The organism is Pseudomonas lini (assembly GCF_001042905.1).
Classification (GTDB): Bacteria; Pseudomonadota; Gammaproteobacteria; order Pseudomonadales; family Pseudomonadaceae; genus Aquipseudomonas; species Aquipseudomonas lini.
On sequence record NZ_JYLB01000001.1, the window covers coordinates 281,813 to 302,584 of the forward strand.

Consider the following 20,772-nt stretch of genomic DNA (forward strand, 5'->3'; position numbering starts at 1 on the left):
CATGTCGAAGTATTTTATTGATAGACCGATCTTCGCGTGGGTGCTTGCACTGATCATTATGCTCGTTGGGGCATTGTCGATCCTCAATTTGCCGATTAATCAATACCCTGACATCGCACCACCCGCTGTCGCGATTCAGGTTTCTTATCCCGGTGCTTCCGCGCAGACAGTGCAAGATACCGTCGTGCAAGTAATCGAGCAGCAGATGAACGGCATCGACAATCTGCGCTACATCTCTTCGGAGAGTAATGCCGATGGCAGCATGCGAATCATCGTGACCTTCAACCAGGGTACCAACCCGGATATTGCCCAGGTTCAGGTGCAGAACAAGCTGAACCTGGCCACGCCGCTGTTGCCGCGTGAAGTGCAGCAGCAAGGCCTTCGCGTCACAAAATTCCAACAGAATTTCATGATGTTCATCGGTCTGGTTTCCACCGATGGAAAACACACCAAGGAGGATCTATCCAACTACATCGTCTCAAACATCCAGGACCCGATTTCGAGGACTTCAGGTGTCGGTGACTTTCAGATTTGGGGCACGCAATACGCCATGCGAGTCTGGCTGGACCCGGCCAAACTGAACCAGTTCCAGTTGACGCCAGTCGACGTGACCGAGGCGATTGAGGCGCAGAACGTACAGGTAGCTTCGGGCACGATCGGTGGTCTTCCTGCGCGCAAAGGTACGGTGTTTACCGCAACTATCATCGGCAAGACGCGACTGCAGACCTCCGAGCAATTTGGTGACATTTTGCTTAAGGTCAATAGCGACGGCTCCCAGGTGCGCCTGAGTGATGTGGCTGATATCAGTTTGGGCGGTGAAAACTACAGCATCAACGCCCAAGCCAATGGCAAGCCTGCCTCGGGTATCGCCATCCGCTTGGCCACAGGCGCCAACGCCCTTGATACCGCCAAGGCGATTCGCGCCACGGTCGACCGACTGAAACCATTCTTCCCGGCCGGAATTGAAGCGGTGTACCCGTATGACACGACGCCGGTGGTCACCGAATCCATCAGCGGAGTGATGCATACACTGGGCGAGGCGGTGGTTCTGGTCTTTCTGGTCATGCTGCTGTTTTTGCAAAATCTGCGCGCCACCATCATTACGACTTTGACAGTGCCCGTTGTGTTGTTAGGTACCTTCGGCGTCCTTGCCGCGGCCGGTTTCTCTATCAATACCTTGACCATGTTCGGCATGATCCTGGCGATTGGATTACTCGTCGACGATGCGATTGTGGTGGTTGAAAACGTCGAACGGGTGATGGCGGAGGAGCACCTGTCACCCAGGGAGGCCACGCGCAAATCGATGGGGCAGATCCAGGGAGCGCTGGTGGGGATTGCCTTGGTGCTTTCGGCGGTGCTGTTGCCCATGGCTTTCTTTGGTGGCTCCACTGGCGTGATCTACCGGCAGTTCTCGATCACTATCGTATCGGCCATGGCGCTTTCGGTATTTGTTGCTTTGGTATTCACCCCGGCGCTTTGCGCCACGCTGCTCAAACCAATCGATCCGACAAAGCACGGTCAGCCCAAGCGCGGTTTTTTTGGATGGTTCAACAGACGGTTCGATGCCTGCGTCAACGGATATGAGCAGGGCGTAGGCCAGATCATCCGGCATAGGGTGCCGGGCTTTATGGTTTACCTGGTAATCGTCGCCGGCACGATCTGGATGTTCGCCCGGATACCGACCTCGTTCCTGCCCGATGAAGATCAGGGTTTGATTTTCACGCAGGTGCAGACGCCGGCCAACAGCTCGGCTGAGAGCACGCAAAAAGTGCTTGATCGCATGACTCAATACCTGCTGGACAAAGAGCACGGAGAAGGTAAAGCCGTTGCTACAGTTTTCACCGTTAACGGCTTCAACTTTGCGGGCCGCGGGCAGAATTCAGGGATTGCGTTCGTCAACCTGAAGCCATGGGATGAACGAGACAGTGACAATACTGTGTTCAAAATTGCCCAGCGTGCCCAGCAAGAGTTCCTGAAGTACCGCGACGCCCTGGTATATGCGGTGGTTCCGCCATCGGTACTGGAGTTGGGTAACGCCACCGGCTTCGATTTCTACCTGCAGGACCAGGATAGCGTGGGCCATCAAAAACTCATGGAAGCGCGCGGCAAGTTTCTTGAGCTGGCTGCCCAGAGCCCGGTCCTCGCCGGTGTTCGCCCAAACGGCTTGGCCGACGAGCCACAGTACCACCTGACCATCGACGACGAGCGCGCGCGGGCGATGGGTATTTCTCTGGCCGATATCAACACCACGCTGTCAGTGGCATACGGCAGTAGTTATGTGAACGATTTCGTTGATCGCGGCCGAGTTAAGCGGGTGTACGTACAGGGCCAGCCTGACTCGCGCAGCACCGCAGAGGATCTGAGTAAATGGTTCGTGCGTAACAACCAGGGTCAGATGGTCCCGTTCTCGGCATTTGCGAGTGCAGAGTGGATCTTCGGCTCACCAAAACTGTCACGCTACAACGGCGTCCCTGCCGAGCAAATTCTTGGGACTCCCGCCCCGGGTTACAGCTCTGGCCAGGCGATGGCGGAAGTCGAGCGAATTGCAGCGCAACTGCCGCCCGGCGTAGGCATCTCTTTTACCGGGTTGTCCTATGAAGAGCGTCTTTCAGGGTCACAAGCGCCTGCTCTGTATGCGCTGTCGATTCTCGTCGTGTTTCTATGTCTGGCGGCACTCTATGAAAGCTGGTCGATTCCGATTGCGGTCATCTTGGTCGTGCCTCTTGGGGTAATCGGCGCGCTGATGGCCACGGCATTGCGGGGACTGTCCAACGACGTGTTCTTCCAAGTGGGTCTGTTGGTGACGGTGGGGTTGGCGGCGAAGAATGCGATCCTGATCGTCGAGTTTGCCAAGGAATTGAATGAGAAAGGTCAACCGTTGCTTGAAGCGACGGTCGAGGCTTGTCGTATGCGTCTGCGTCCGATCGTCATGACGTCCTTGGCATTCATTCTCGGTGTGCTGCCTCTGACCATTTCCAGCGGAGCCGGCTCGGGCAGTCAACACGCCATCGGCACGGGGGTGATCGGCGGCATGATAACGGCCACCGTTCTGGCGATTTTTTGGGTTCCCCTGTTCTTCGTTTCCGTTTCAACCTTGTTTAAAGGCAGCCGCAAGAAGCAGGACGAAACTGCTATGCGTGAGGAGGTAGGCCAATGACTCGCTCCTTAATCGGTCTCGCGATCACTGCCGCTGTTCTGAGTGGTTGCTCGCTGATCCCTGAGTATCAACGACCGCAGGCACCGGTTGCGGCGCAATATCCGCAGGGTCCTGCCTATCAGGCAACCAGCGCTGCCGACCAGGCCGCTGTGGAGCAGGGGTGGCGCGAGTTTTTCCACGATCCGGCATTGCAGCGATTGATCCAGACTGCCTTGATCAATAACCGCGACCTGAAGGTCGCGGCACTGAACGTTGAGGCGTACCGGGCGCAATACCGAATCCAGAGAGCTGACCTGTTTCCGGCGATTGGCGCCAACGCCAGCGGAACACGACAGCGACTGCCGAGTGCTCAGACGCAGTCCGGTCAGGCCAGTATTTCCAGCCAATATGACGTCAACCTGGGAATCAGTTCGTACGAGTTGGATCTGTTTGGTCGCATCGCCAGTCTCAGCCAGCAGGCATTGGAAACGTATCTGTCTACCGCCCAGGCCCGACGCTCGACCCAGATCAGCATCGTTTCGAGCGTGGCCAATGCCTACCTCACCTGGCAAGCTGACCGTGAATTGCTCAAGCTCACCGAGAATACATTGGGCGCCTATGAAGAGAGCTTGCGTCTGACCGCTCGGAGCAATCAGGTGGGTGTGGCTTCGGCGCTTGATCTCGCACAGGCGCGTACTTCGGTGCAAGGTGCGCGGGCGAGCCTGGCAAACTACCGGCGCCGAGTGGCCGAAGATGAGAATGCGTTGGTGCTTCTTCTTGGCACAGGACTGCCCGCCGATTTGCCGGAGCCGCAGTCCTTGGATGGCGATCTGCTCGCCAACGTACCGGCCGGTCTGCCCAGTGATTTACTCACCCGTCGCCCCGATATCCTTGCCGCCGAGCATTCGCTATTGGCCGCTAACGCTAACATCGGCGCGGCGCGGGCGGCGTTTTTCCCTAGCATCAGCCTTACGGCAAATGCCGGCACCTCGAGCGCGAATCTGGATGGGTTGTTCAAGAGCGGCTCAGGCAGTTGGGCGTTTACCCCTACCATCAGCTTGCCGATTTTCAACGCAGGCGCGTTACGCGCCAGCCTGAATTACTCGGAGATTCAGAAAGATATTGGCGTGGCCAACTACGAGAAAGCTATCCAGACCGCTTTCCAGGAAGTCTCCGACGGATTGACCGCACGTAAAACCTACGTCGATCAGTTGCAGGCACAGAAGGATCTCGTTAGCGCCAGCCAAGATTATTATCGCCTTGCCGAGCGTCGTTATCGAATCGGCGTGGACAGCCACCTGACCTTTCTGGACGCGCAGCGCTCGCTGTTTAGCAACCAACAAGGGCTGATCAACGATCGTCTTGCGCAGTTGCAGGCTGAAGTGAGCTTGTATCGTGCACTGGGTGGAGGATGGAACGAGCGGGGCATGCACAAACTCTGAGGACGACGACTAAACAAAAACGCCCGACGATAGGCCGGGCGTTATTGTTTTAGCGTGGAGTGAAACTGTCATGATCGCTGTGTACTTAGGTGGCGCCTCGCTGTCACCTGCTCTGCGGGAAATTACAAGCAGGGCATTTTGTCAGTTTGAGCCAAGGTATTGCCTTTACTGTCCATAAGTTCAATCTTTACCTCTTTTCCCGCACTACTTTCCATCAAGGTGTAACGTTCGTTCGGTAAAAAATTGTCATAGGATAGGGTGGCAACACAGCGGTGTTGGCTTTCCTGGTAGCCCTTGGTAACCACCCCAAGTTCCATCGTATGCGCCCCTGGCGATACTTTGAAATAAGTCAGGTTCTCTGCGCGTTGTGTATCCAGGCGTCTGGCCAGCATTTCATCACCGATCTGCTCGTGAAGGTTGACAATGGATTCGCCATCCTTAAGCGTCGGAAGTTCAGTCGCACAGCCAGCCAGACCGGTGATTAAAATGATGGAAACTGTTAGTTTTGCAAGGTTCATAAATGTCCTGAATTCTTTGGGGTCCGAGAATAGCTATAAGCTTGTTCTGTACCGTTAAATAGGTGATGTTTTAAATAAGCTGTTTCAGCCTAATAGCGCATTGGCTTGGGAACGTGCGCCCGTTATTGTTTCTGCAGATGACGCAAGATGATCGAGGACGGCAAGGACTAAGATGCCTACTCGATATCTGGAATGATTTTGTTGTCGGTATGGGGATATTCTACAGGCTATTTTTTAATTGATTAGCCTGTGAGCTATTGATGCAGTGCTGAGCTTTATTCACCAATGATGTGCCATCTGTGACGCCGAGAACTTGAATCCCTCAGGTGTGTCGCACGTGGTATTTTCTGCGCGTCGGACGTTACCGTTCGAATCGATCGTCGATCAGTCAGTCATTTCTGTCGCTGAGACGATCAGCCCTTAACGATGAGGCGCGAGTTTCGGTCATTGCGAAAGGCCAATTGTTCGATGGTTTGCGTAGCGTGCTCGGCGTCTTCACGCGCCTTGAGAATCACCCCGTGATGTTCGGACTTGCTGCACACCGGGTCGGCGTTGCTGGCGTCGCCCGTGAGCATGAACGCCTGGCAGCGGCAGCCGCCGAAGTCTTTTTCTTTTTCATCGCAGGAGCGGCACGGTTCGGGCATCCAGTCATAACCGCGGAAGCGGTTGAAGCCGAACGAGTCGTACCAGATGTGCTGCATGCTGTGGTCGCGCACGTTGGGAAATTGCACCGGCAGCTGGCGGGCACCGTGACAGGGCAATGCCGTGCCGTCCGGCGTGACGGTGAGGAAAATGCTGCCCCAGCCATTCATGCAGCCCTTGGGGCGTTCTTCGTAGTAGTCCGGCGTGACGAAGATCAGCTTGCACGGGTTGCCTTGCGCTTCCAGCTTGGCGCGGTATTCGTTGGTGACACGCTCGGCGCGTACCAGTTGCTCCCGGGTGGGCAGCAGGCCGACGCGGTTGAGCTGCGCCCAGCCGTAGAACTGGCACGTGGCGAGTTCGACGAAGTCGGCTTCCAGGGCGATGCACAGCTCGATGATGCGATCGATCTTGTCGATGTTGTGCCGATGGGTCACGAAGTTCAGCACCATCGGATAGCCGTGGGCCTTCACCGCCCGGGCCATTTCCAGTTTTTGCGCGAAGGCTTTCTTCGAGCCGGCCAAGAGGTTGTTCACCTGCTCGTCGCTGGCCTGGAAGCTGATCTGGATATGGTCGAGGCCGGCCTTCTTGAAGTCGCTGATTTTCTGCTCGGTCAAGCCGATGCCGGAGGTGATCAGGTTGGTGTAGAAACCCAGCTTGCGCGCCTCGCCGATCAGCTCGGCCAGGTCCTGGCGCACCAGCGGCTCGCCGCCGGAAAAACCCAACTGCGCGGCGCCCATTTCTCGCGCTTCGCGGAACACCTTGAACCATTGCTCCGTGCTCAGTTCCTTGCCCTGCTCGGCGAAGTCCAGCGGGTTGGAGCAGTACGGGCATTGCAGCGGGCAACGATAGGTTAGCTCCGCCAGCAGCCACAGCGGCAGGCCAACGGCAGGCTTCTCAGGCAAGGGTGATCCAGTGCTCAGCACGGGCGACCTCCATGAATTGCTCGATGTCGTCACCGAGCTCAGGCACACCGGGAAATTGTTTGTCCAGTTCAGCGATGATTGCCGCCACATTGCGCTCGCCATCGATCAGGTCACCGATCAGCGCTGCGCTGTCGTTCAGCTTGATCATGCCTTCAGGATAGAGCAGCACGTGGCCTTTCTGGGCCGGTTCGTACTGGAAGCGATAGCCGGGGCGCCAGTTGGGTTTTCTGCTGCGATCGAAACTCATAAGGCAATTCCTTTGTGCCAGACCCGTTGGTCGGTCACGGCGTGATAGGGCGGGCGGTTCAGTTCGTAGGCCATGCTCATGGCGTCGAGCATGCTCCAGAGGATGTCCAGTTTGAACTGGAGAATCTCCAGCATGCGTTCCTGCCCTGCGCGGGTGGTGTAGTGCTGCAAGGTGATCGCCAGGCCATGTTCCACGTCACGTCGGGCCTGGCCCAGGCGGGTGCGGAAGTACTCATAGCCGGTCGGGTCGATCCATGGGTAGTGCTGGGGCCAACTGTCCAGGCGCGACTGGTGGATCTGCGGGGCGAACAGTTCGGTCAGCGAGCTGCTGGCGGCTTCCTGCCAGCAGGCCCGGCGGGCGAAGTTGACATAGGCATCCACGGCGAAACGCACCCCGGGCAACACCAGCTCCTGGGAACGCAGTTGATCGGGGTCCAGGCCCACCGCCTGGCCCAGCCGCAGCCAGGCTTCGATGCCGCCGTCTTCGCCGGGCGCGCCGTCATGGTCGAGCAGGCGCTGAATCCACTCGCGGCGGATCTCCCGGTCCGGGCAGTTGGCCAGGATCGCGGCATCCTTGAGCGGGATATTCACCTGGTAGTAAAAACGGTTCGCGACCCAGCCCTGGATCTGCTCGCGAGTCGCGCGGCCTTCATACATTGCCACTTGATACGGGTGATGGATGTGGTAATACGCGCCCTTGGCGCGCAAGGCGGCTTCAAATTCTGCGGTGGTCAATGGTGTGTCAGTCATTTCGGGCGCTCCTACAGTTCGATACTCATGCCGTCGTAAGCGACTTCGACATTGCGTCGCACCAACTCGGCCCGCTCGGGGGAGTCTTCATCGAGGATTGGGTTGGTGTTGTTGATGTGGATCAGCACCTTGCGCTGCTTCGGCAAATGCTCCAGCACTTCGAGCATGCCGCCCGGACCATTCTGGGCCAGGTGGCCCATTTCCCGGCCAGTGCGGGTGCCGACGCCACGGCGTTGCATTTCATCGTCGTCCCACACCGTGCCGTCCACCAGCAGACAATCGCTGCCGGCCATGATCTCCAGCAACGACTCGTCGATCTTGCCCAGGCCCGGGGCATAGAACAGCTTGCCACCCGTGCTCAGGTCTTCGACGATCAACCCGATGTTGTCGCCCGGGTGCGGGTCGAAGCGATGCGGTGAATAGGGCGGTGCGGCGCTGCGTAATGGCAACGGGGTGAAGCGCAGGTTCGGGCAGGCCGGGATGGTGAAAGACTGGTCGAGTTCGATACGGTTCCAGCTCAGCCCGCCGTTCCAGTGGGTCAGCATGTTGAACAGCGGGAAACCGGTGCTCAGGTCTTCATGGACCATGTCGGTGCACCAGACCTGATGCGGGCAGCCTTCGCGCAGGCTGAGCAGGCCGGTGGTGTGGTCGATCTGGCTGTCCATCAGGATGATCGCGCCAATGCCGGTGTCGCGCAGGGCCCGGCCCGGCTGCATCGAGGCAAACGCCTGGAGCTGGGCGCGAATGTCCGGAGAGGCGTTGCACAGCACCCAGTTCACACCGTCATCGGACAGGGCGATGGACGATTGGGTGCGCGCCTGGGCCCGCAGGCTGCCGTCGCGAAAACCTGCGCAGTTGGCGCAGTTGCAGTTCCACTGGGGGAAACCGCCACCGGCGGCAGAACCTAGTATCTGGACGAACATGGTTGCTCCATCATTCTGGAACCGAAAATAAAACGCCTCGGCAGACCGAGGCGCTGTCCATCAGGTACAAACTTAACGGTTTGCGAAGTACATGGTGACTTCAAAACCGATACGCAGGTCGGTGTAAGCAGGTTTGGACCAAGACATGAAAGTACTCCTATCAAGTGATGAGACGTTTGTCAGGTACATATTTCTGAGTTTGGTTGGGATCATTTTTGCAGCGTTCCAAGGCGCGCCCAACCCACGACGCCGTGTTTCGGTTGTCATACCTCGTCTTTTGCTGCCGTACGGTCGGATAATAGGACAGCTTCAGGAAACTGCTCCAAGTACGAGAACGAGTGACTCGACAATTTAGCAACCAGGGCAACGAAGCACTTCGCGAACGATTGAACTCGATTCTGCAGGGCACAAAATGTCATTGTCGTGCTCTCCCATGTTTGTACGAAAATAAAGTGCATTGGGAGAACCCCCTTACAGGCTGGTCTCGAATTTCAAACCGGCCACCCACGCATCCCTGACCTCGCTGACTCCGCCAGGATTGCCTACAAATTGCAGGTTGGGGCGCACGGTCAGCCACTTGGTCACGCCAAAGCCATAGTAAATTTCCATGTTGGTTTCTGAGCTTTGCGTTGGTGTATAGCGAGGGTCGTCATAATCGCTGACACCCGCCCGGTCATTCAGTTGCTGCTGATGATCTGTGAAGCGGTTATTCACATGGAGACTGGCGATGGCGACGCCGATTTCGTCATTCGGGCGAGATTTGAAGGGGGCCGTGTAGTAAGCGCCTACTTGCGCATAACGATCGATCATATTGGTGGCTTTGTCATGCACGGTGGCATAGGCAAACACCGTCAGCCCGCGAGCGGCGAAGTCCGGATCTTTCCAGACTTGTTGTTGCCCGGCAATCCATGCGCCGTATTTACTGTCGCGGGATTTGGCTATGCCGTTTTCTTCTGTGTTGACGTCGTTTGCGTCACGGCTGCTGTAATATGCCCCTACGCGATATTCCCCTGGCAGCCGTCCGGCTCCCAGCGACGTGGTATGGACCAGCTCGACAGGTACCAAGGTACCCTCATTACCGCTGCCGCTGAGTTTGAAGCCGTTACCTATTTCCAGGTAGGACGGGTTCTGCTCGTACGCACCGATCTGCGCATAAGTGTTATCGCTCAACGCGACCTTTACGCGGCCCGCCCATTGAGTGATTGGCCAGTTATAAATGATATCGCCGGCCCAGTTACCCGGCTGCGCGCCGCAGAACGCCAAGTTCTGGAATTTGCAGGGAAAGCTGCCGAAGTCCTCGCCAAAATTCATGCGGCCCAGTTTGATATCCAGCCCGCCGTCAAAGAACTTCTGACGATACCAGAGTTGCGTAAGCCGCCAGGTCTGGCCGCGCCCGTATACCTCTTGAACCTGACTGATGCCGCCTACCCGAGGATCGGTGATGACATCATTGGTGAGATTGCGCCCGTTACGATCCGATATCGTGAATTGAAAATCAGCGCCTTCCCAACCGAGTATTTTCTCAAGGTCAAAATTGCTCATCAGTGCAAGTTGGTCGGTATACCGCGCCGTGGTGTGCGAATCATAGCCACCGGCCAGATTCGTCGCGGCGTCGCCCGTGTAGAGCACGTTAAAGGTATAACCCTTCTCCAGTAATTCTGAGCGTAGGCCGCCCCAGTCTCCCAACATCCAAGGGGATTCAGGACTGAAGGCTTCTTGTGCATGACTGTTGGCCGCTCCGCAAAGCAGCAGCAATGCGACGGAAGTATTAAGCGTGTTGCAGTTCAAATGAGTGGTCATGATAATCTCTGCTTTTGTTTTTATTAGTCAGATAATCGAACACATCTTCAGGTTGATCCTCCGCCCGGAAGAGCATTAAAGAATGTCTGCAACGGGTTGATCCCAGCGAAGAGCGACTGGAGTCTGGGTTTGTAAAGGCGTCGAGCTTGACGTGACACACGGTAAGTTGATGAAAAGACGGGACCTAACTCATGCCTCGTCTGTTCTTGCGAAACAGCTCGGTAATTTATTTGAGCATCGGTAATGCTCTCCTTGTGATTGCTATGAAGGTTGCTTTCAACTTAGCGGCGCCGATGATGCCGTCGGCACGCTCTTGAAAATACCGGTCATTCGCCGGCCGCACTGATCGGGTTGGGTTGGCGTTTTTCAATGGTGTATTTCAGCAACGCAGCGCTGCGGAATATGCCGTGGGCGAATTTGCTATAGGGCATGGTCAGAAAGAACGCCATGACCAGACCTAGGTGGATCGCAAGCAACAAGCCCAACGCGCTGGTTTCGCGCCCGGCAAGCAATGCAAGACCGCTAGCGCTGACCAGGAACAGAAGCGCGATGAAGCCACGATCCATCGGTTTCTGATTCTCGTCCCCTTGTTGCGGGTTACGCCGCAGATTCATCCAGAGCAAACCTGCTGGGCCGATCAGCAGACCTACGCCACCGAAAATGCCGAGTAGCACTGGCAGGCTTAAAACCGGGTAGGGGGCCGACCAATCCAGCAAAAAATGATAGAGAGTGGCAACGCCTGTGGCTGCGAAGCACAGCATGAACCCATAGAAGGTGAGGTGGTGAAAGCGGCGGCGCCATAGGGTGAATGCGTCGTCGGCGTTGTTGCAGCCTTCCCCATGTCCGCCGTCCAGGTATTTGAGTTGTGCGACGTTGGCGCCGGCCTCCAGTGCTGCACTGGCTTTCAACGGCAGAGGTGCCTCGGCGGGTGAGATTTCGCGCCAGAATCGACGCACGCCGATGCCCAGGGCCAACACGGCAAAACCGAACACCGCGCTGAACATCAGTGCCAACGTGTTGTGTGGGAAAATCCCGTAGAAGTTACCGCCTGGCATGGCAACGAACAGGTTGCCCATGATCATCAAGGTAAGCGACAGGAACAGCGCCAACCCAGCGCCTGAAGCCAGCCCCAAGGTAAGGCCGTTGCGTTGGTACAATTTACCCAGTGGCTGCGGCCAGGCGTAATTGGTGTAGGTTTCCAGCCGTACCTTGGCCATGGCTTTGGGTACGTTGACTGCAAATTCGTGCGGGGCAGCGTATTGACAGGCCGACAGGCACGCGCCGCAGTTGTGGCAAAGGTTCGCCAAGTAATGAATGTCGGCCTGGCCGAATTCCAGATGCCGGGTCATTGCGGGGAATACGGCACAGAAACCTTCGCAATAGCGGCAGGCATTGCAAATGGTCATCTGCCGTTCGACTTCGGTTTCCTGCAGGTTGAGGACCGGGATCAGTTGGCTGGATACCTGGGGATCAAACAGCTGCATGTTGAAGCTCCGAGTTCACAGGAGAAAGACCAAACCCCGCACAAAGCGCGGCCTGTACGCCGGCGATTCGTCCGAAGGCGGTACCGATGGCCATGCCAATACCCGCGGTATAACCCTTGCCCAGTACGTTGCCAGCCATCATTTCTCCGGCGACAAACAGGTTCGGGCTGGCCTTGCCATCAAAGTGCACGGCGGCCGTTTCGTCGGTCGCCAAGCCGAGATAGGTAAAGGTGACACCTGGCTTGAGGGGGTAGGCGTAGTAGGGTGGTTTGGTGAGCGGCCTTGCCCAGTGAGTCTTGGCGGGAGTAAGCCCTTCGGTATGGCAGTCATCGAGCGTGGTGTGGTCGAACGTGCCGACATGGCAAGCGTTGTTGTAGTCTTCGATGGTTTTAACGAACTGCGTTTGCGGCAAGTTCAACAGGCGAGCAAGTTCTGGCAATGTCCGTGCTGTGGTTCCAGGGAACACCGGCGGCATGAAGCGGCCAAGTGCCTGTTGGTCGATAATCGAGTAGGCCTGCTGGTTGGGTTGTCCTGCAACGAGACGGCCCCAGATCGCATAACGTTTGGGCCAGAAATCCTCACCCTCATCGTAAAACCGTTCGCCATCGCGGTTGACAACCACGCCCAGGGATACGCAGTCGATGCGGGTACAGATACCGCCGTCGTAAAGCGGAGCCCGTGCGTCGATGGCCACCATATGCGCCTGAGTCGGGTCGCCGACTGCATCGGCGCCAAGATCGAGCATCCGTCGCAACAACACACCAGTATTGAAGCGGGTGCCGCGAATCAGGAAGTTGTCCGATGGCCATTCACCGCGCTCGTTTTGCCCCCAAGCCTCCCGTAGCCATTCGCGGTTGGATTCAAACCCGCCAGCAGCCAAGACGCAGGCGCGTGCTTCGATACGCTCCGCTGGCAATCGTTGTCCATCTACCTCGCGTTCGGCCAGGTGAGCTGCGACGAAAGCACCGTTTTCCAGTTCTATGTCAGTGACCTGAGCGTCATAACGGATCTTCACGCCCAGGCGTTCGGCGCTGCGAAAGTAGGCATTGACCAGTGCCTTTCCGCCGCCCATGAAAAACGCGTTGGTGCGAGCCACATGAAGAGCACCCGACAAGGGCGGCTGAAAGTGCACGCCATGTGAACGCATCCAATCACGGCAAGATGACGAGGCACGAATGGCGATGCGCGCCAGTTTCTCGTTGGTAAGGCCACCGGTGACTTTAAGCAGATCCTGCCAATATTCTTCTTCGGGATAGGCATCGACCAGCACATCCTGAGGCGCATCGTGCATGCAGCGCAGGTTGCGCGTGTGCTGCGAATTTCCGCCGCGCCAGACTTTCGGCGAGCCTTCCAGCAGCATCACGCTGGCGCCTGCCTCTCGTGCCATCAATGCGGCACATAACGCAGCGTTGCCGCCACCTATCACCAGAACGTCGACCATCGTATCTCCTCGATTCACTGGCAGGTCGAAGTGACTGCCGGCCAGTGGATTAACCATAGGGATGGGCTTATCGCCGCGAAAGGCGGATTTAGAGGTGAGGGCTTCAGTTTTAGTGAAGGGTGATGTTTCTGTGCAGGGGGATATGTGGCGGGCGTTACCACGCTCCCTGAAATACAAAGCGCCCGATGCAAATGCACCGGGCGCTTTGATAGTGAAATGGATATAGACCCATTTCAGAGACAGGCAGATTTACCCAGTCCAAGACTTTGGAGACAGGTCACGATGGACCGGCTCCTTAGTTGATCAGCTATTGTCAGCCGTCATTACTTGCCGTCTGGAATTGCAAAAGCAACCAGCTTCGAACCAGGCTTCGTACGATAATGCGGGCGCCCACCCTCGGCGACCACCACAAATTGCCTTCCGCTGACCGGACTGCGATAGGTCATGGGCGTAGCATTTGCGCTGGTGGCCAGGCGGCTGCTCCACAGCTCCCGACCGGTGGCGGCATCCAGGGCACGGAACGTATGCTCTGCTGCGCCACCGATAAATACCAGGCCGCCACGGGTCGTCACGGCGCCACCGGCGGTCGGTGTACCGATCGGGATGGAGACCAGGGTCGGCAGACCGAACGGGCCAATGTCACGCGGTGAGCCAAATGGCTTGGACCAGATGAGCTTGCCGCTGACAAGATCAACAGCGCCAATCAGGCCCCAAGGCGGCGCATTGCAAGGAATGCCAAGCTGCGAAAGGAAGTTGACCCGATAAGCACCGTATGGCGTGTCAAGCATAGGCTGCTCGGCTTGTCCCCCTGCGTCCAGACCAGGTGCAATCTTGAAATTGCGTTGCGTTGCTTCTTCGCGTGTTACCAACTCGATTCGGTCAGGGACCTGAGTCCAGTTGACGATCATCAGCCCGCGATCAACGTCCAGCGAGATGCCATTCCAGTTCACACCACCCATTGAACCGGGATCGATCAAGACATTCTTGTCGAGCGTGATGGGCGTGAACTGGCCCTCGTAGCGCGATTGTTTGAACATGATCCGGCAAACCATCTGGTCGATCGGCGTCGCCCCCCACATGTCTTTTTCGCGCAGTTGAGGCCCCCTGAAAGCAGGGAGCTCGACAGAGGCAGGTTGGGTAGGGGACAGCCATTCGCCTTTGGCAATATCACGCTGAGGCACAGGCTGTTCTTCCACCGCCTTGATCGGCTCGCCAGTCTCGCGGTCGAGCACGAAAATCTCGCCGCGCTTGGTCGGTTGGATCAGTGCTGGCCGCATGCCCTTTGCGGTAGGCCAGTTCAACAGGGTGGGCTGAGAGGCGACGTCATAATCCCAGATGTCGTGGTGCGTGGCCTGGAATTTCCAGCGCAGCCGACCCGTCTCCGCGTCGAGAGCGATCACCGCACTGGAGATGTCCTCGTCATAGGGACGGCGCTGGCCACCGTAAGCATCAGGTGTCGCGTTGCCCACGGGCAAATAAATCAGGCCGAGCTTCTCATCCGCGCTGATGGGGGCCCAGCTGTTGGGCGTGGAAGGCGTGTAATACTGTCCTTCAGGTGGCAGGCCGAGGCGATTCGGCGCGCCGGCATCAAAAGCCCAGGCGAGTTCGCCTGTCACCGCGTCGAAAGCCCTGATGACGCCCGACGGACCACCCCAATATTGCCCGTCGGGGATGCCGCCACCGACGACAATCTTGCCGCGGATAACTTGCGGTGCCGAGCTGACGTAGAACAAGCCATGTGGGTAAGGTGCGACGCCCTTTGTCAGATCGACCGCGCCGTTGTTACCAAACCCTGGGCAATATTCACCGGTTTTCGCATCCAGTGCCACCAGCGTGGGGTTGTGGCTGGGGGCGTAGATGCGTTCCGAGCAAAACCCATTGGCGTCAGGCACTTTGTAGTACGCCACACCCCGACAAGGTTTACCTGACTGCGGTACACCGTTGGAAATGTCGCGGCGCCACAATTCCTTGCCGGTTTCCGCATCGAATGCATGGATGCCGTTATTGCCATCACACGCGTACAGGGAACTACCCATCATGATGGGGGTGCCTTCGATCGCGTTGAGATCGCCGTTCACCGGCGCCATGTCGGCTTCCCAGACTTTGACCAGCTTCGAGACGTTGGTTGTGTCTATGTCGGCAAGCGGGCTGAAGCGGGTCCCACCCTGGTCATTGCCGTAGGCTTGCCAGTCGGTACGTTCGTTGTTGGCCATTGGCTCAGGCAGTTTCGCTGGCGCCTGCGATTGCAAGCCGCGTCTCAACATCGGAAAGTCCGGCGCGTCAGGTCCGAAAGCGTGACTGACGCTCCCCAAGGCGATTGCAGCGGCCAGGCCGCCGGCAAACGATGGCCAGCCGCGTGGAAGCTTCCGGGTGTTCGGCGCAGGCGTGAGTCGGGTGAAATGCGGTAGCAGAAGTACTGCGCCGAGAACGAACGGACCAATCAGTCGGGGCGCCAGCTGCCAGCCGTTAAAACCCACTTCCCACAAGCTCCAGGCCGTGGTCCAGACCAGCATTGCGGCATAGACCCAAATCCCTCGCGCATCGCCGCGCCAGAGAAATACAGCGCTTGTGATGAAGGCCAGTCCGGTGATCAGGTAGTACGCAGAACCTGCGTCCGCAACCAAGATGACACCGCCAATGGAAAGGGCCAGGCCGAGTATCAGTAATACAATGGCAAAGATACGACACACCCATCGTGAAGCTTTCGTCGTATCGCGCTTGGCATTCAAAGAGTCAGGCTCTGCGCCAATAGGGGTCATAAGGGTTTCTCCATGTGATCAATAGGACACACGTGTTGGGAACAAGCATTGAGGCGGCTCATTTGAATGACGCCGGAGGCAAGCCATGGGTGAACACCTTGGCGCTGAATATTGTCGCTCCTTGCCCCTTATCTCCATCACTGGTGACGGAGTACAAGGTGTTCGTATTGGGATCAATGGCGAGGCTAGTCGATAGCAGGTTGTGCCCTTGTTCGCGCCCCGGCAGCAGCACCTGGCCAATCGGGATACCGATCTGGTTAAAGACCATTACACGACCTTGCCCATAGATCGCCACATAGACATTGCCATCGGCGTCGACCCGCATCGAATCGGGGGAGGGCCCCGTGAAACGGTAGGGGATGGACGAACTGATGGTGGCGATGGTAGTAGCGTTGGCCAGGTCGATGCGATGTAGAAGGTTGCGGCCAAATTCGGTTGCCCACAGCGTTTTTCCGTCTGGACTTAGCGTAACGCCGTTGGCCATCGAGAGATGCGGCAAGACGACAACAGGAGGCGAAAGATCGGGAGAAACGTAATAGATCCCGCCCTTTGGCTCGGTCGAGATACCTTTGAAATCACTGAAGTAGAAACCACCCTGTTTGTTGAACGCCAAGTCATTGGGCATGAATCCGGCGTCTTGCGCGATGATGGTTTGCATTCCCGTGCCATCGGGTTTGACCGCGAAAATCGCGCCGAGGTTGCGGTTCAGATCGAGAGCCGCGATGAACAGACGTCCGTCGGGATGAAATGCCAGTCCGCCAGGGGAGAGGTTCTCTATCGTGGCTACGATTGAAAGCTGTTTGGTCGGCGAGAGGCGAAGTACGCGTTTACCCGAAACATCACAGAAAAGCAGGTTGCCCTCGCGGTCAAATATCGCGCCTTCCAGTATCCGACCTTCGTTGGATGCTTTGAACCAGGTTTGAGCAGTAACCGTTGGAAGGCCTCGTTCCGATACTGGAATGGGTACAGGGCTTTGTGTCTGCTTGTCGTAGGCCAATGCTGAAGAGGCGGGGAGTTGTCCAGCGTATGCGCCTGTAGCGATGCCGGCGGCGCCGATAGCCAGACAGGCCAGCAGGCTGCTTAGCTGGAGCTTTCTGAGCACTCCAGGGACACGAGCGCTGCTTCTTCTATCCGAACGTTTCCTACCGGCATGAATGCTTGTCGTGTTGATCGCTGTGTGCACCGCAGGCATGTCGAGTTGTGTCAGCGTGGGTAAAGCGGTCGTAGCGAATAGCCGGCTGGGGGGCGCGCCGGATATCGGCGCGACCAGCCCTTTGAAATTGAACGTTACGCCAATGCTCATAACGAACTCCATTGTGCAAAGCCTTTTACTCCCCCTCAGGGGCGTAGACTTGTTTATTGTTTGATAGGGTGAAGCTGTGTTTCTTGCGCGCTAACGTTGGGCACACGACCAGCGAATGTCAGTCCGCCGGAGGGAACCCCTACTTCAAATCTCTTCCCGTGGGTACTGGAGCACGAGGACCTCGGCACCTTCGCCACCTGCTTGGATCTCGAACTTTTCCTCAATTGATTCCACGACGATCATGGACCAGAGAGGAAGCTCTTCTTCGCCATGCAGCACGCTGCCGTTTCCGACGAAAACGTAATAACCGGATGCAATACCAGGGGGCGGACCGTCCACTTTCATACCAGCGCCCAATCGCAATACCTGAGCGCGCAGCCCATCTGCCTCATCTTCAAAAAGCAGTTCCCAACTCGCTTCTTCGCGGGCCTGCATCACAGGGGCAATGGAGAACTTGATGGGCTCGGACGTCAGGTGCCGGCGTTTGCTTGGACGCAGTTGCTCTCGGTAGCCAGGTTCACTCAAATAGACCGGTTGGGAGTTTCCGGTGTACATCCGCATGGCAACGAAGGACAGCCCTTGCGGACCCGCCACGATCGGTCCGTAAGCCGTGTGATGATCTTTGAACTGGACGGTGAGCGGTTCAAGTACCTGCCCGCGATTACCCAGTGTGCCACTGCCAGCGATGAACAACTGAAACATCGACACCCCGTGGAAATGAGGCACTACTGCTTCGTGTGCTCTGAGTTCAGACATTGTCGCCTGGGGGCCTGGGGCCCGCTCTTGAGAGCTCCGCGGGCCAAAGAAGGTCGTTCCCCAATGCTGGTTTCCGGTACCGGGCGAAACGATAACGCTCCGATTTGCAAGGGCGTCTGCCCCACTGCGCGTGTAAATCATCACCAATGCTCCTATTGAATCTGCATGTATGCAGGACAAATCAACCGTCCATACGAGGCCGTAGCGTGCCCTCGGTCGACGCAAAATCATACTAGCATGTGTTTTGATAATTAGCACAAGTTTCAATGAATGGAACTTTTGCGTAACGGCTGCGTGCTGGGTTAGCGCCGGTGCAAGCTTGTGTAAGATGGTGTTTGTAGTTTCATTCATTGAAACCTATTCCAAAAATAATTGACTTTCGGCTGGCTGCGGACGACAGTGCATCGTGGCAGCTCTGCTTTTGGGGAGAGCAGAGAAACGACTGCATCTCTTTACCTCGTCTCCCGATTTTCGATAGCGATCAAGGGCTTCAGTACCGATATGAATAATTACAAAAACTTGCTTGAACCACGTTCGATTGCGGTTGTAGGCGTGTCGGAGGATGCGGGACGTCCCGGCTCTCAGGCTGTGAGAGCTCTGATGAGCAATGGATATACCGGCACGATCTATCCAGTGAATCCAAAATACGAAACCTTTGAAGGTTTGAAGTGCTATGGGTCCGTTGCTGATATCGAAGGAGATGTCGACCTCGTAGTGATTGGTGTCCCAGCGCAGGGCGTTTTAGCCGTGCTGGAATCGAGTGCGCAGAAGAAGGTTCCTTTTGCGGTGGTTCTGAGCGGTGGCTTTCGAGAGAGCGGTCCGGAAGGGGTTCTCCGAGAGGAGAAAATGCTCGCGATTGCCCGGGCGGCGGGCATGCGTATCATCGGGCCCAACTGCCTCGGTTTTGCCAACATCCATTCTCGTGTCTACGCCGCATTCGGCAGCATTACGCGTGAACCGAAACTCGAGAAAGGGTCGGTATCGCTGGTGACGCAGAGTGGGGGATTCGGCTACAGCATCGCCCTTGCATGCGCCGAAGCCGGGATTGGTTTCCGGCATGTCATCGCGACGGGCAACGAAAGTGATGTCAACACGGTACAGCTCATTGAGGCGCTGCTTGATGATGACGAGACACACACCATTGTTGCCTATATCGAGGGAACCAACGACGGTCGTGCGCTGTTGGAAATCGGCCGCAAGGCTACGGCGCGCGGCAAGCCGATCCTGCTGTGGAAGGGGGGCGTCACCGAGCAGGGCGCACTAGCGGCCGCATCGCATACCGCCAGTATGACGGGTGTCTATGATTTCTATCGTGCCCTGTTCAAGCAAACGGGGATCGTCGAGATCAGAGAGATCCATGAAGCAGTGGATTTCCTCAAGGCATTGGAAAGCAAAAAATACCCGGACAATGGGGGTGTCGCGGTGATGGGGGTATCGGGCGGGTCTGCGATCGTATTCGCAGATGCGGGTGAGCCTCAAGGTCTGACCTTGTGTGAACTGGGTAACGATACCCAGCAAAAGCTGCTGGCGGTCGTGCCTAACATCGGCGCCGTCCATAATCCAATCGACCTTACCGCAGGGTATTTTTCAGCGGCCAATGCGCAGAAGTTGGAAGCCGCTGTAGGCGCGACGCTTGAAGACCCCGCCGTAGGATCGCTTTGCATTAACCTGGCAACCACAGGCGTCTCCGGCAGCCTGGCGGCAGCCCAGGTATTGGCTCGAATTGCCGCGTCGGCGTCGAAGCCGATCCTGGTTTTTTCCTCAGCCCCCAGCGTTCAGATTGCAGAGGCGCTGCGTGTATTCGCTGATGCGGGAATTCCGGTGTTGCCTTCGCCGTCGCGAGCCGCCAAAGCTATCGCAATGCTGATGCGATTCAAGCGGACTCAATCGCGCATTTTGCAGATGCAAGAGGATGAGGGGCTCAAAGTAGAGCGAGCTTCTGTACCGCTTAGCACCGCCGTTGGCAGTCGGTCATCGTTGTCCGAGGTCGAGTCCAAGGAAATGCTGCGTTCCATCGGGATCCCCGTCACAACCGACCTGATCGTGAAGGGTTTTGACGCTGCGCTGTTCGACAAAGTCAAAGCGCCACTAGTCGTCAAGATTGTCTCTGCGGACATTGCGCACAAAACCGAAATAGGCGGCGTAAAGGTCGGCATTCGGACCGCCCAGGAGCTTGAGTCAGCGATCGAGCAGGTGTTGGCCAATGCGCAGCGGCATGTGCCTGCCGCCTACATTGAAGGTGTCCTCGTTTCCGAGATGGTGACAGGTGGCTTCGAACTGATTGCCGGGGTGGTCAAGGATCCTTCATTTGGCCCAGTGGTGGTAGTCGGCGCAGGTGGGATTTATGCGGAAGTACTGAAGGATTCCGCGTGTCGAATCGCTCCTTTCGGCCTGCCAACCGCTATGGAAATGCTCGATGAACTGCAATGCAGCGTGATCATGCGCGGGGTTCGGGGCGCGCTTCCCCTTGACGTCGATGCTGTTGCCCGCGCGTTGGTGGCGTTATCGCAGTTTGCCTGGGAGCAGCGCGGCGATATAGCCGAAATCGACATCAATCCAATGTTTGTATTGCCCCACGGTGTGATTGCCGCGGACGCCTTGATTGTGCGCGGTTAATGAACCGCCCCCAAGCTTGTCGCGAGAAAGAGC

Annotated in this window: 15 protein-coding genes; 3 read left to right on the forward strand and 12 right to left on the reverse strand. The window is 57.1% G+C overall.

The window, feature by feature from the left end:
* The first annotated feature begins 1 nt into the window (after position 1).
* Together TU81_RS01415 and adeC are read left to right on the forward strand one after the other, a co-directional pair.
* Positions 2–3,157: an efflux RND transporter permease subunit gene (locus TU81_RS01415; protein ID WP_048392888.1), complete on the forward strand. Its 3,156-nt coding sequence runs from the start codon at positions 2–4 to the stop codon at positions 3,155–3,157.
* On the forward strand, positions 3,154–4,578 hold the full coding sequence (gene adeC / locus TU81_RS01420) for an AdeC/AdeK/OprM family multidrug efflux complex outer membrane factor (RefSeq protein ID WP_048392891.1): 1,425 nt from the start codon (positions 3,154–3,156) through the stop codon (positions 4,576–4,578). Before TU81_RS01415 ends, adeC begins: the two co-directional genes overlap by 4 nt.
* A gap of 122 nt (positions 4,579–4,700) precedes the next feature.
* Here adeC and TU81_RS01425 read toward each other — a convergent pair whose 3' ends face one another.
* From TU81_RS01425 to TU81_RS01480, 12 genes are all read right to left on the reverse strand, one after another.
* Complete coding sequence (locus TU81_RS01425) at positions 4,701–5,096, reverse strand: PA0061/PA0062 family lipoprotein (RefSeq protein ID WP_048392893.1); 396 nt, start codon at positions 5,094–5,096, stop codon at positions 4,701–4,703.
* 413 nt (positions 5,097–5,509) lie between these two features.
* On the reverse strand, positions 5,510–6,640 hold the full coding sequence (pqqE, locus tag TU81_RS01430; RefSeq protein ID WP_048392895.1) for a pyrroloquinoline quinone biosynthesis protein PqqE: 1,131 nt from the start codon (positions 6,638–6,640) through the stop codon (positions 5,510–5,512).
* A complete protein-coding gene (gene pqqD, locus TU81_RS01435) occupies positions 6,633–6,908 on the reverse strand; it encodes a pyrroloquinoline quinone biosynthesis peptide chaperone PqqD (RefSeq protein WP_048392896.1) in 276 nt (91 codons plus the stop codon). Before pqqD ends, pqqE begins: the two co-directional genes overlap by 8 nt.
* On the reverse strand, positions 6,905–7,657 hold the full coding sequence (pqqC, locus tag TU81_RS01440) for a pyrroloquinoline-quinone synthase PqqC (protein WP_048392898.1): 753 nt from the start codon (positions 7,655–7,657) through the stop codon (positions 6,905–6,907). The genes pqqD and pqqC overlap by 4 nt, the downstream gene beginning before the upstream one ends.
* A gap of 11 nt (positions 7,658–7,668) precedes the next feature.
* On the reverse strand, positions 7,669–8,580 hold the full coding sequence (pqqB, locus tag TU81_RS01445; RefSeq protein ID WP_048392900.1) for a pyrroloquinoline quinone biosynthesis protein PqqB: 912 nt from the start codon (positions 8,578–8,580) through the stop codon (positions 7,669–7,671).
* Between the two features lie 72 nt (positions 8,581–8,652).
* The gene (pqqA, locus tag TU81_RS29190; RefSeq protein ID WP_020295432.1) at positions 8,653–8,727 is read right to left on the reverse strand and encodes a pyrroloquinoline quinone precursor peptide PqqA; all 75 of its coding nucleotides are present in this window, start codon (positions 8,725–8,727) and stop codon (positions 8,653–8,655) included.
* 324 nt (positions 8,728–9,051) lie between these two features.
* Positions 9,052–10,380 carry a carbohydrate porin gene (locus TU81_RS01455; RefSeq protein WP_048392905.1) on the reverse strand — a complete coding sequence of 443 codons (1,329 nt, stop codon included), beginning with the start codon at positions 10,378–10,380 and terminating at the stop codon, positions 9,052–9,054.
* Positions 10,381–10,706: 326 nt separating this feature from the next.
* Complete coding sequence (tcuB, locus tag TU81_RS01460) at positions 10,707–11,864, reverse strand: tricarballylate utilization 4Fe-4S protein TcuB (protein WP_013692805.1); 1,158 nt, start codon at positions 11,862–11,864, stop codon at positions 10,707–10,709.
* Positions 11,851–13,305, reverse strand: a complete 1,455-nt coding sequence (gene tcuA, locus TU81_RS01465; RefSeq protein WP_013692806.1) for an FAD-dependent tricarballylate dehydrogenase TcuA — start codon at positions 13,303–13,305, stop codon at positions 11,851–11,853. Before tcuA ends, tcuB begins: the two co-directional genes overlap by 14 nt.
* Positions 13,306–13,628: 323 nt before the next feature.
* Positions 13,629–16,064, reverse strand: coding sequence for a pyrroloquinoline quinone-dependent dehydrogenase (locus tag TU81_RS01470; protein ID WP_053078263.1), 2,436 nt, complete (start codon positions 16,062–16,064; stop codon positions 13,629–13,631).
* 58 nt (positions 16,065–16,122) lie between these two features.
* Positions 16,123–17,367 carry an SMP-30/gluconolactonase/LRE family protein gene (locus tag TU81_RS01475; RefSeq protein WP_197679438.1) on the reverse strand — a complete coding sequence of 415 codons (1,245 nt, stop codon included), beginning with the start codon at positions 17,365–17,367 and terminating at the stop codon, positions 16,123–16,125.
* A 144-nt stretch (positions 17,368–17,511) separates the two neighbouring features.
* Positions 17,512–18,069 (reverse strand): hypothetical protein, encoded by a 558-nt coding sequence (locus TU81_RS01480; RefSeq protein WP_082157788.1) that lies wholly within the window; start codon positions 18,067–18,069, stop codon positions 17,512–17,514.
* A gap of 555 nt (positions 18,070–18,624) precedes the next feature.
* Between TU81_RS01480 and TU81_RS01485 the strand changes: the two genes are divergently transcribed.
* The gene (locus TU81_RS01485) at positions 18,625–20,739 is read left to right on the forward strand and encodes an acetate--CoA ligase family protein (RefSeq protein ID WP_048392907.1); all 2,115 of its coding nucleotides are present in this window, start codon (positions 18,625–18,627) and stop codon (positions 20,737–20,739) included.
* The last annotated feature ends 33 nt before the right edge of the window (positions 20,740–20,772 follow it).